We start from the raw sequence: 12,107 nt of genomic DNA on the forward strand, positions 1-12,107 counted from the left end.
CCCTCCTCTTAATCCACCAGTTCAAATGAGCCAGCCTTATCTACTCTAAAAGTCTTCGAGTAAAATACTGTCATCACATCTACAAGGTTCTTCGTATCCCTTGCGCCTACAGTTTCGTAGCACGAATGCATCGCTAGCTGTGCCAGCCCAATATCGACGGTGTTCAGCGATACGTGGGCATTCGATACGTTTCCCAATGTGCTGCCGCCTCTTGTGTCTGATCTATTTGTAAATACCTGAACTGGTATATCATTCGACTCACAGATGTCACGGAAAACCGCACAGCTCACGGCGTCTGTCGTGTAGTGCTGTGCAGCGTTGAACTTGATTACTATGCCTTTATTTACCATAGGTCTATTTATAGGATCCGCCTTCTCAGGATGATTTGGATGCACTGCATGTGCATTATCCGCACTCACCATGAAGCTTGAAAAAACCGCCCTATAGTATCCTTCTTCATCCTCGCCTGAAGCGAGTGAGATGCGTTTCAGCACCTCCTCTAGGAAAGTGGAATCTGCGCCCTGCTTGGTGAGAGAACCAGTCTCTTCATTGTCGAAAACCGCTAGCACTGGTACGCTGTGTGAATTCTTCGCTGCGATGAAGCCCTCGAGGCATCCGTACACGCACTGTAAATCATCTAGGTGTGGCGCTGAGATGTACTCGCCTCTACCACCCCACACCTTGCCCTTATCTCGAACGTATAGAAATAGGTCATGCGAGAGTATATCTGACTCTGATACGCCAGCAGCCTCAGCTATAATTCTCATAAATGAACCCTTTGCCTCATCTACCGAGCCGAGAACAGGGAGCATGTCAACCTGTGCGTTCCACGTCTGGTTTTTGTTAGCATCACGGTTCATATGAATTGCGACATTTGGAATAAGCAGCAAGTCCTTATCCACATTAACGAGCCTAACCTCGTATTTATTACCATTTTTTACAATTATCCTGCCAGCAACACTCAGCGGTCTATCGAGCCACGGAGCCATGAGCATACCGCCGTAACCTTCGACATTGAGCTTTACATATCCGTTTTCAACGATTTCAGGATTTTCCTTAACCTTGAATGCTGGTGAATCTGAATGAGCAGCACTGATCATAAAGCCAGTAAAATCAAAGCTTGGAGTCCTAAACGCAATTATGCTCGAAGCGTTTCTAACCACGAAGTACTTTCCGCCTTCTGAAAGCTCCCATTTTGCAGACTCTGCAAGCTCAGTGTAACCTTCCTCTTCAAGCCTCGCCTTAATATTAGCTACCGCATGAAAAGCCGTCGGTGACTTATCTAGAAATGATATGAGTTCCTTGTTATAATCTGTCATCGAATTCTCCCTCTATATATCCGTGTTTCTCGCTAGCATTTGGTTCTACGTATCCTTCACCTTACACTAGCGCGATTTATCTATATTTGAATCCATTACAAGCAGTATATCATAGTAGCATTATTTCTTCTTCATTACATACCGCTGATTTCGACTAGTCACCTTGCCTGGAATTGTCATCTCTATAATCTCGTCCTCTATCGCAGGCTGCAAGTAATTTTCTCTAAAAGACTTTCTCGACTTTAGCCCAAGTGCTCCCATGAGCTGTACGGCTGTATAAGGTATATCAAATTCCATAGTTTCCATCAGTCGCTCTACCTGAGCAGTGGTATTTTCATACATTGCAGTGGGTTTACTCAAAACTTCCCCGAGCGCAGCATCTAGTCGCTTCAGTATGAACATTATGAATTCATCAGAATCGCCATTCTTATGGCATCTAGCAATCACTTCATAATACTCGCTTTGGCAGTTTCTAATCTGACTCTCAAATGGCACATACTGAAAAAGTTCACGCCAGCCATATAAAAGTGCAGTCTGCCATAGCCTGGCCATCCTACCATTTCCATCTGCAAAAGGATGAATGAATACAAACTCATAATGAAATACAGATGACATAATCAGTGGGTGAACGTTTCCTTTCTCTCGGTTCATCCATTCAAATAAATCGTTCATCTGTCCAGTTACGAGCTTCGCTGGCGGAGCCATGAATATGCATCTATCCCCGTCTAAAGCACCTTCTTCACTACTTCTGAATTTACCGCATTCCGGCACAATTCCGTCGGTCATTACTCCATGCATACGCTTTAAATCTTCCATATTAAATGGCTTGATTTCTTGAATGTCTTCGTATGCACGATAAGCATTTTGAACTTCCTTAATCTCGTCCCTGTTACCGATGACAGTTCTGCCATCAATTACGTCTCTGACCTCAGCAAGAGATAGTGAGTTTGCTTCGATCGCAAGCGACGAATGAATAGACCTTATCCTGTTACTTCTCCGTAGATTCGGGTGGGTGCTCAAGGTGTGGTAGCCTTGTATCTTACCGACTTTCTCAGAGATATCACTTATTAACTTGAGCATTGATTCCGTTATGTTATATGGTGGTTTGTACATCTGGGTGTTCACTTTGACTTAATTATCTTGGGTTTTAACTTAGGTGTTATCTTGAGTGTATCATGGCATCGCATAGCTGTAAATATAGAAAACCCGCACCACTTAACCACCAGTAGCGCGGGTTTTAACTCTATTCTATAGTCCCCTAAATCCCATATTTAGATATCTATATGTGCTACAAACCTATTTAACAAGCTCCGCAACCATATCCGGAATCTTTGCGAAGTCCTCTTCATCTGGATTCCAGCAGGAACGTACATTTCCTTCCATAACTTCAAAACCAGCCTCAGCGAGCTTAGTCTGTAGAATCTTAACCGACTCACCGCTCCAGCCGTAACAGCCGAATGCAGCAGCCTTCTTGTTCTTGAACTTGAGTGTCTTGAGGAACGATAACCATCCTGCAACGCTTGTCAAAACATCGTTCACGCAAGTCGGCGAACCAACAACAATGGCCTTGGATTTGAATACCTCGGTCATGATTTCATTCTTATCAGCTTTTGCGATATTATAGACTTTTACAACAGTATCCGATGACTGCTTGTGAATCTCATCAGCGATTGCATGCGCCAGCTTAGTCGTTCCCTCCCACATCGTGTCGTATGCAACAGTAATCTGATTCTCCTGATAAGCATCTGCCCAAGCAGCGTATTTCTCAACAATCTGACCAGGATTATCACGCCATACTACACCATGTGACGGAGCAATTATATCTATTGGCAAGTTCAATTCAGCGATTTCCGCAAGCTTCTTGGTTACAAATGGCGCGAAAGGATTGAGGATATTTGCAAAGTACTTCATCGCTTCCTTATCGAGCAGCGCCTGATCCGCGAGGTCGTTGAACATCTCCTCAACTGCAAAGTGCTGACCGAACGCATCCATAGAAAACAGGATATTGTCACCAGTCATGTATGTAGCCATCGAGTCTGGCCAGTGCAGCATCTTCATCTCCACAAATACGAGCTGCTTGTCGTTTCCGATGTCTAAGCTGTCACCAGTCTTTACAACGTTGAAGTTCCAGCCCTGCTTGCCATACTGTCCTTCGAGACTCTTCACGCATGCCGCTGTGCAGTAAAGAGGTGTACCCGGAATCTCCTTGAGTAGCGCCGGCAGCGAGCCCGAATGGTCCTGCTCACCATGGTTTACGATGATTGCATCAATCTTATCGAGCACCCCTTCAGCCTTCAAGTTATCTATAAACTCATCTCTGTGCGGAAGCCACACGGTATCCACCAGAATCGTTTTCTCTTCCTCAATCAAAAATGCATTTTGGCTAGACCCATTCAAGATCGAATACTCATCTCCATGGAACATCTCGAGTTCCCAGTCCATGTATCCTAACCAGCTTACGTTACCCTTTACAAGCTTTCTCATACTAGTCTCCTTATAATCATACTGCGCTTGGTTTCAACCATTCATTTGAGCGTTATTATATCATTTTAATACGGATTTCTCCGCTTTATATTTTGTTTTTTCAGGTACTTTCTCTCCGTCCTGTTCATTCTATCTCTTTATAGTTTCTTTAAACGCCTTCGCTCTTTCAAATTCCTCATATAAAAGAACCCGATCGAATGAACCGTAATTGCTGCGATTGCCGCCGTCGTTATATGGAGAACTGCCGCGTCATTATGTGCAAGATTATAGCTCGCAACACTACCAAATATGAATATCCACAGCTGAACAGCATAGTACTTCGCATCAAAGCTAAGGTGTGGCTTGCTGTACATATTATTTGCAATAACCGCCCACTGGAACATGAAGATCCCTGCATACATGAAAAGTGTGACAAAATGCACGTTCGCATCGTTGCGACTTATAAAACTCATCGATACGGTAATCATAATCAGCCCGATATAAATTGGGTAATGGCTGTACATGAGGAACATTCCATTCGTATCTGCGTGTTCGTCGATGCCGTGATTGAGCACGCTGAAATAATACATGAATAGGCATGCGACTATCATGAAGTACAGTACTGAACTAAGCGTAAAGGTCTTGAGCGTGAAAAAAGGGGCGATTCCCATGATCATCTCACCTAGATTTATAATTGTAAGCAGCGAGATTCTCTCAACGAGGTGCACGAAATTTATATCGATACGCTCAAACCTCCTTCTAAAATAAATCGGCATAAGGAACGTCACGATAATCGTCGCGAGATATATGTAAATGCCTATCGCTATTGGGAAGTGGCTCGCAGCAAGCATACCGAACACTCTTACCCCCGTCACCCCGAGGAAGCCACGGATTGAAATGCGCTCTGCTTTTGTAGGCCCATGACTATAATACTGCGCAAAGTACTGCACGAATAGCACGAACGACAGCGATGCTATGGTCCAGCACAGGTGGTCAAAGTGGTCATGCCAGTCGTCGACAATCATGCCCGCAAACACCAGTAGGATCATCATCTTGACGAACATTATCGACAGGTTAAGAAATGAATTTTTTCCATACTGATTCGTGAACACCGTCTGAAGCATCCACGCATCAACTAGCACGAAGGTCGTCATAATGAAGGCGAAGAATGCCTCCCCACCCACAACACCATCGTGTAGATGATGAATCAGCTCAGTCGTCTTCGAGATAGCATATACGAACACTAGGTCATAAAATAGCTCGGTAAATTCGACATTTTTGTGCTTGATAGTGGATTTAAGCATATTACTCCTTAAAAAACAAAAACCGTATAGCCTGTTTCTTAACTATACGGGTATTCCGACGCGCCGTCAATGTGCGGGGACTAGAACATTAGTGTTATCCAAAATATCAATATTGATATTGATAGACGGTTAAGTGTACCACTTTGTATTTTCCTATTAAATTGCTTTTTTTAAATTTTTTAAATGATAGTATAAGCTTAGGAAGCATTTACACAAATTATTGAAACAGAGGCGGCTCTATGTCATCAAACACTAAACGTCGTTATCGTAAGCCACTTAGCTTTACATTCATATTTGTTGGAATTTTACTTCTTATATTTGCCATCTTGCAGATTGCATCCAAGCCAACAGCAGATAAGGACCGCGTAGTAAACAATAAAGATATTAAAGTTCTAGTGGAAACAGCAGATAATTCTAGATCAGCTATCGTCAAGACTTATGAATTGGATAAATTTTCGAAGCTATCAAAATCAAAGCAGATGAAGATTATAAGTTCAACCTGCGGCAAAGTCGAAGGCGATACTCCTAATGTTTCCCTCAAGAGTAAGGACACTTCATATATCAAGATACATTTTCAAGATAAGAAGTCTAAGGCGAAAACACCTGAGATTGACAGCATAACTCTCTACACAGCAGCAGGTATGCCAGTAAATCCAAAAAAGAGACAAGATATCGGGGTGCTCTACAATTACGACTATAAGACTGACGAACTGAGCATGTATCTGTCAGAATTTATCCCAGCGGATAAGCTAGTGTTCAGCGACTCAAAGAGCAATAGCACAAATGATAATAATGATAGTAATGGGGATGTTGCTAATGAAGAATATGATATATGGTTCTGCATATTTGAAATCAAGTATTCAATAGGTAGTAAAAAGTACTTGACATATACTGCGGTTTCGGTTGGGGAATAAACAGTAAAAAAACGCCAGATGACGCTTTTATTGTGCTTCTACCCACTCAAGCACCTGATCACACATAAGCTGTAGCGATTCTCCAGTCTCATTATAAAACTCCATTCTTTTATCAAATCCGTAACAAATAATAGCATCATAAAGCGACAAAAGATATTCATCTACATCATCATGACGTAACTCTTCGAGTTCAAAAATTGGCCAATCTTTAATATATGGTCTTAAAAATGCCCTTACATTAAATGAAACTTTCAAAACGTCATCGCTTGCTACATAAAGCCATTCGTTTTCGTTATTTTCTATTTCGTTATCAAAGCACCTTTTTTCATCATTGATAGCATTAAATATCTTCTGTGCATACTTACCTATATCATTATACGTCCTTAACTCACTATTAATCCCATATTGTATAATCAAATCATATACAGCAATCAGATAATTATTCACATCAATATCTTTAACCTGCTTCAATGCAAGAATAGGCCACTCATTCTTATATTCTCCTAAAAAATCTATTTCATCTCTTGTCATCTCTCGTACGATCATAATAATTCTCCGATACTCTCGATATTATACATTTATAACTTTTCAGTATATCCATATCTATTTTTAAGCAGGAGAGCCATTTTACTATTTTGATTAGTGAATTGCAATATTTTTTTACCAGCATGTGAAATCAAATATTGCTATTTCTAGATAATGCAATTGATACCAAAAATGACATCCGTTTCTGTATCTTTGAAATTAAGTATTCTATTGAATGTAAAAAAAGTGCAAGCTATATAATAGCCACAGTTTATGAGTAGTAATATGAAAAAAGCGCCAATGCTGGCGCTTCACTTGCAAATTTTAATAATCTCAGTTACCTTGTCCATTAGTTTATGAACGAATTTTAAATTTAGTATCATTAAGATGAGACAAAATGTAGATGAAATTGTTATGCTAAATATTGAATATTTAGCATTATAAATTACTTTATTTATCAAAACTGCACTTATCGGTAAAAGAATTATACTTGTTGATAATGCAGGAATATATCTTTTTATGATAATACTTTGAATTATATGAAAAAACAAATGCAAAGAAAAGGCAATAAATGCTCCGAGCCAAACAATATATGTGCGGAAATATATACTAGCAATAGTTATAATTATGCATAGTAAGTATTCTTCTAGAACAGCTGTCGAAAATCCCTCGTTACTATAATTTTTATATACAGCTGAAAATTTATTGTATTTATTGATAATATCTGTATTTTTATCTAGCCATATCCTTAATCCTATTATTTCCTCCATTTCATGAAGCATAAAAATAACCGGAAACAGCCATGCTACACTTTTCATTTCTCATCTCCATCCCCAGTAAGATTCATGGTTTTTTCTTCGAACATCAAATTTGGTGGAGGCGGTGGGATTTGAACCCACGTCCAAGAGCATTTCCGAAGGACTTTCTCCGAGCGCAGCTGATACTTTAGAATTCGCTCATGTGGCGTCACGTCAGCAGACTACACAATCACTATCCCGTTGTTCCCTTGCGCTACCGAGAGCTCACGCAAGGTTTTCCTGCATAATCGACGCCAGATCCGTTACCTGCAGGTGAATATCGGTTGACGCGCGGTGCTGAACTAAGCAGCTAGTGCGAAATTGTTATTCTGTTTAGCGTTTGAATTTAACCGCCGCTTTTTACGTGGCTCGGCTCCACGGCTCGCTTATCCTTTTTCCACACTCCTGTCGAAACCTGACGCCCCCATAGCTTATACAGATTCCAAGTATGGTATTTGTATTGTATTTATCTGAATTTAGGTTAGAAGAGGAAAATCTCGATAGCTTTTAAGCTAACAGCTAGCATCTCGACAGCTAGCTATCGTCTAGCTAGTCGCCTAGCGCCTAAATGCCCAACCAGTATTATCGCTGATTGGTCAGCGATTTGCTACCCTCATTAGCTAACCATAATCCTACTACTTGCGAAGGCTATCCTTGATAGCCCTATCCATCTTGCGATTAGCCTCCTTCTTGGCGATAGACTCACGCTTGTCGTAATTCTTCTTGCCTCGGCAGAGACCGATCTCTACTTTGCAGTAACCGGCTTCATTTATATAGACATTAAGAGGAATGAGTGTTAGACCGTCTGTCTTAATCTGGCCTGCCAGCTTGAAAATCTCCCGCTTATGCATCAGCAACTTGCGTTCGCGAAGCGGCTCTACGTTGAAGCGGTTACCCTGCTCATACGGTGAGATGTGCATGCCCAGGATGGTGATTTCGCCGTTATAAATATGCGCATAGCTCTCCTTGATGCTAACACGCCCAGCACGAACAGACTTAATCTCGGTTCCTGTGAGCGCGATGCCTGCCTCGTAGGTCTCCTCGACAAAGTAATCATGCCTTGCCTTTTTATTACTAGCTACTACCTTCCTGCTTCTTGCCATGCCTTCCTCTTATATTTTTTATTATAGTTTCTTTATCTTGGTAAATGGGAACAGCCTCAAAACTGCCCGTCCCTTAATCGCATCCTTCTTGACGCAGCCAACCTCGCTATATCTGCTATCTATGCTGACTACCCTGTTGTCTCCCATTACGAAATACTCGCCTTTTGGCACCTTGAAATTGTTCACAGAACCTGTTGTATAGCCGTCCTTTAGGTAACTTTCATCGTATTCCTTATCATTTATATAGACCTTACCATCATTGATAGTTATCTTATCGCCAGGGAGAGCGATTACACGCTTAATAAGGAGCTTATCCTTGCCATTCTCATCCTGCAGTTTAGACTTAAAGATGACGATGTCACCGCGCTTTGGCTCCTTGTCACCTGAGTAGGCCCTCCTATACATGATTATGTAATCATTTGGATTAAGTGTATCCTGCATCGAGGTCTGCTTCACTATTGTCGGTCTTACGAACAATATAACTACTGCCGCGAGTATAGCCGCTATGATGATATCCTTGATTAAACTCTTTACAAAATCACTCATTGTTATCGCCCTTCCTTCTCGCCACCAGCTCTAGTCCGCTTATTATTCTCTCAAATTCCTCTGGTAAATCCACTTTTATCGACTGCCCTGTGAGTCTTTTCAGCGGGACTACGCCCTCCTTGAAGGTTATCCGGCAGCTGTGCAGCAGCTGTGTACTGAGACCGAATCTCTGCTTCAGCCTTCGGTTCACATCGGCGGTTCTTCCTCTAGCGTACTTGACGTCCCCTATTACGGGATGTCCGACCGACGCCATATGCGCTCTAATCTGGTGAGTCCTTCCCGTCACGAGCCTGATCTCAACCAGCGTAAAATCTCCAATCTTGCGCACAGGTCTTGCGATAGTCTCTATCTCGCGGCCTCTGCTGCTCCCTATATCCAGAATCTTTACGGTATTGGTGTTCTGATCCTTGATAAGCCTACCTTTGAGGTCGATTTCTTCATCGAGATGCCCATACACTATGGTCATATAGAACTTGTCAACCTTATCCTCGCGAATCATCTCACCGAGAGCCTTAAGCGAAGCGCTATTCTTGCCGAACAGCACCGCACCTGTTGTGTTGCGGTCAAGGCGGTTTGCAGGAGCTGGTGTAAATACCTTCTCCCTAGGATTGTAAGCACCCGTCTCTATGAGGTAATCCTTGACTTGGTTCGCCAAGTGATTTTTCTTCTCACTTCGGTCGCCGTGGGTCAATAGCCCAAATGGCTTATCGGCAACTAGGATGTCATCGTCTTCGTAAACGATTTTGAAGTTACGTCTCACCTTGGACTTCTTATCACTCCTAGCTGGGGCACTCCACTCTTCGAGCAATCCATCGCTGATATAAAGTGATAGGACATCTCCCTCAGCGAGCATATAATTATTACCCTCGCGCTTACCATTGACCTTTACATCCTTGCGAATAACCCTGTAAATGGTGCTCAGATTTGCCTTCGGAAGGTATCTGCGCATGAATTTGTCGAGGCGTCTATCCGCGTCGTTGGAATTTATCTCAATTTGCTTCATTTATATCTGCTTTCTATTATAAATCGTGCCGTATATTATACCATGCAAATGGCTTATTAACAAGGTATCGGGGCACTTCTATTGTTTGCAATCGTTAGCAAAAGAATGTATAATTCTCTGTAAAGCTGCGTCTGGTGGCGCAGCATGAAGGAGAATTTAGAATGAAGAATTTTAAGGATCTATTTCATAACACCAATGACATTATAATTGCACTTGTAATCGTCATGATGGCAGCAGGAGTTATAGTCTGGCGCTTCAATGTAATTATGAAATACCCACAGGTTCTTGCAAGCCAGTCAAGTCGCAAGCAGTCCGAGGAAACCCTGAACTCCGCTTCTACTCTCAAGTATGGAAGTGCGTTTAAGAATGGTGCTCTCAAGAAAGATGTAAGCGTTACGATAAACGGTGGTGGTGAGACTGATGTATCCGATCTTATCGACAAGAATCTTTTCACCGATTACAAGCAGTTTACTGCAGATGTGAAGGCTCAGGGACACGATGTGTCAGAAATCGATGCGGGTACTTATTCATTTAAGAAAGGAGCGTCTGTTGAGTCGGTAATTTCAGACTTGGTAGGCTAATAATATAGGAGAGAATCAATGCTTGATAATTACAACTTAACGATGCTGACTGATTTCTACGAAATCACTATGGCCAATGGCTATTTCCATTCTGATGTTCGCGATTACGAAGCTTGCTTTGACATGTTCTTCCGCAGAGTTCCTGACCAAGGCGGATATGCGATTATGGCGGGACTAGAGCAGGTCATCGAGTATCTCAAAAATCTACATTTTACAGAGGAAGATATTGAGTATCTGCGTTCAAAAGGAATTTTCAGCGAAGAGTTTCTAGACTACCTCCGCGACTTCAAATTTACATGTGATGTATGGGCTGTTCCCGAGGGTACTCCGATATTCCCTCACGAACCGATTATCACGGTAACTGGTCCGCTGATTCAGGCGCAGTTTGTTGAGACATTTATACTTCTAACTATCAACCATCAGAGTCTAGTTGCCACCAAGGCGAGCAGAGTCGTAAGAGCAGCTCAGGGTAGACCTGTAATGGAGTTTGGTTCTAGAAGAGCTCAGGGCGCGTCCGGTGCCATATACGGTGCGAGAGCTGCTTATATAGGTGGCTGTGCAGGCACTGCGTGTGCGATTGCTGATAGAGACTACGGTGTGGCGGCACTCGGAACTATGGCACATAGCTGGGTGCAGACATTTGACAGCGAGTACGAAGCATTTAAGGAATATGCGAAGATTTATCCTGATAATGCAGTTCTACTGATAGATACATACAACGTCCTTAAGTCGGGTCTTCCTAATGCCATCAAGGTATTCAAAGAGATGAAACCTGCTAAGATGGGGGTTAGAATAGATAGCGGTGATATCTCCTACCTCACCAAGAAGACGAGGGAGATTCTCGATGCTAACGGTCTAGAGGACTGCGCTATCGTAGTTTCCAATTCACTTGACGAATGGCTGATCAGAGACATCATCCTAGAGGGAGCGAAGGTTAATTCGTTCGGAGTTGGCGAGCGACTCATCACAGCTAAGTCTGAACCTGTATTTGGTGGGGTTTACAAGCTGGCTGCCATCGAGCATAACGGCGTGATGATTCCTAAGATGAAGATTTCAGAGAACGTCGAGAAGATTACAAACCCTGGTTTCAAGAAGGTCTACAGGTTTTTTGACAACGAGACCGGAAAGGTCATGGGGGATCTCATCGCACTACACGACGAAGAGGCTCCAACGAGAGATGGCGTTGAGATATTCGACCCTAATGCTATCTGGAAGCGCAAGAGACTGACTAACTTTACGGTTAAGGAGCTGATGGTAAAGGTATTCGAAAAGGGCGAGTGCGTATACGAGTCCCCTGACCTTGAGACCATACGCTCTTATTGTATGGAGCAGATTGAGACGCTTTGGAGTGAGATGCTGAGATTTGAAAATCCTCAGACATACTACGTAGACCTATCCAAGAAGCTGTGGAACATGAAGCACGAGTTGCTGAGCAAGTACAACGAGATCCCTACAGACAAGTAGCTTCTAGGTTGCATAATTAAAAATTTAAAGAGGCTGAACCTGAGCTTAATTAACTGGTTCGGCCTCTTTTTCATTTTGTTATATGAAT

Annotated in this window: 12 protein-coding genes and 1 other RNA gene; 3 read left to right on the forward strand and 10 right to left on the reverse strand. The window is 42.5% G+C overall.

Annotated features, from left to right (window positions below):
- Positions 1 to 8 precede the first annotated feature (8 nt).
- From QU661_RS06590 to QU661_RS06605, 4 genes are all read right to left on the reverse strand, one after another.
- The gene (locus tag QU661_RS06590; protein ID WP_304989456.1) at positions 9 to 1,319 is read right to left on the reverse strand and encodes a M18 family aminopeptidase; all 1,311 of its coding nucleotides are present in this window, start codon (positions 1,317 to 1,319) and stop codon (positions 9 to 11) included.
- A gap of 120 nt (positions 1,320 to 1,439) precedes the next feature.
- The gene (locus QU661_RS06595) at positions 1,440 to 2,432 is read right to left on the reverse strand and encodes a Fic family protein (protein WP_304989457.1); all 993 of its coding nucleotides are present in this window, start codon (positions 2,430 to 2,432) and stop codon (positions 1,440 to 1,442) included.
- A gap of 183 nt (positions 2,433 to 2,615) precedes the next feature.
- Positions 2,616 to 3,803 (reverse strand): oxygen-binding di-iron domain-containing protein, encoded by a 1,188-nt coding sequence (locus tag QU661_RS06600; RefSeq protein ID WP_304989458.1) that lies wholly within the window; start codon positions 3,801 to 3,803, stop codon positions 2,616 to 2,618.
- Positions 3,804 to 3,940: 137 nt separating this feature from the next.
- Positions 3,941 to 5,086: a low temperature requirement protein A gene (locus QU661_RS06605; RefSeq protein WP_304989459.1), complete on the reverse strand. Its 1,146-nt coding sequence runs from the start codon at positions 5,084 to 5,086 to the stop codon at positions 3,941 to 3,943.
- 239 nt (positions 5,087 to 5,325) lie between these two features.
- On the opposite strand from QU661_RS06605, the gene QU661_RS06610 reads away from it, so the two are divergent.
- Positions 5,326 to 6,000, forward strand: a complete 675-nt coding sequence (locus QU661_RS06610) for a hypothetical protein (RefSeq protein WP_304989460.1) — start codon at positions 5,326 to 5,328, stop codon at positions 5,998 to 6,000.
- A gap of 27 nt (positions 6,001 to 6,027) precedes the next feature.
- On the opposite strand, the gene QU661_RS06615 is transcribed toward QU661_RS06610, so the two are convergent.
- The 6 genes from QU661_RS06615 to QU661_RS06640 form a co-directional block, all read right to left on the reverse strand.
- Positions 6,028 to 6,546 (reverse strand): hypothetical protein, encoded by a 519-nt coding sequence (locus QU661_RS06615; protein WP_304989461.1) that lies wholly within the window; start codon positions 6,544 to 6,546, stop codon positions 6,028 to 6,030.
- A gap of 290 nt (positions 6,547 to 6,836) precedes the next feature.
- Positions 6,837 to 7,343 carry an HXXEE domain-containing protein gene (locus QU661_RS06620; RefSeq protein ID WP_304989462.1) on the reverse strand — a complete coding sequence of 169 codons (507 nt, stop codon included), beginning with the start codon at positions 7,341 to 7,343 and terminating at the stop codon, positions 6,837 to 6,839.
- A 53-nt stretch (positions 7,344 to 7,396) separates the two neighbouring features.
- Positions 7,397 to 7,748: a transfer-messenger RNA gene (gene ssrA, locus QU661_RS06625) on the reverse strand.
- 209 nt (positions 7,749 to 7,957) lie between these two features.
- Positions 7,958 to 8,425, reverse strand: a complete 468-nt coding sequence (gene smpB, locus QU661_RS06630; RefSeq protein ID WP_304989463.1) for an SsrA-binding protein SmpB — start codon at positions 8,423 to 8,425, stop codon at positions 7,958 to 7,960.
- Between the two features lie 21 nt (positions 8,426 to 8,446).
- Positions 8,447 to 8,971 carry a signal peptidase I gene (gene lepB / locus QU661_RS06635; protein WP_304989464.1) on the reverse strand — a complete coding sequence of 175 codons (525 nt, stop codon included), beginning with the start codon at positions 8,969 to 8,971 and terminating at the stop codon, positions 8,447 to 8,449.
- Positions 8,964 to 9,974: an RluA family pseudouridine synthase gene (locus QU661_RS06640; RefSeq protein WP_304989465.1), complete on the reverse strand. Its 1,011-nt coding sequence runs from the start codon at positions 9,972 to 9,974 to the stop codon at positions 8,964 to 8,966. The genes lepB and QU661_RS06640 overlap by 8 nt, the downstream gene beginning before the upstream one ends.
- Before the next feature lie 161 nt (positions 9,975 to 10,135).
- On the opposite strand from QU661_RS06640, the gene QU661_RS06645 reads away from it, so the two are divergent.
- Together QU661_RS06645 and QU661_RS06650 are read left to right on the forward strand one after the other, a co-directional pair.
- Positions 10,136 to 10,555 (forward strand): hypothetical protein, encoded by a 420-nt coding sequence (locus QU661_RS06645; RefSeq protein ID WP_304989466.1) that lies wholly within the window; start codon positions 10,136 to 10,138, stop codon positions 10,553 to 10,555.
- An 18-nt stretch (positions 10,556 to 10,573) separates the two neighbouring features.
- On the forward strand, positions 10,574 to 12,019 hold the full coding sequence (locus QU661_RS06650) for a nicotinate phosphoribosyltransferase (protein WP_304989467.1): 1,446 nt from the start codon (positions 10,574 to 10,576) through the stop codon (positions 12,017 to 12,019).
- Positions 12,020 to 12,107: the final 88 nt, after the last annotated feature.

The organism is Mogibacterium neglectum, assembly GCF_030644205.1.
Lineage (GTDB): Bacteria > Bacillota > Clostridia > Peptostreptococcales > Anaerovoracaceae > Mogibacterium > Mogibacterium neglectum.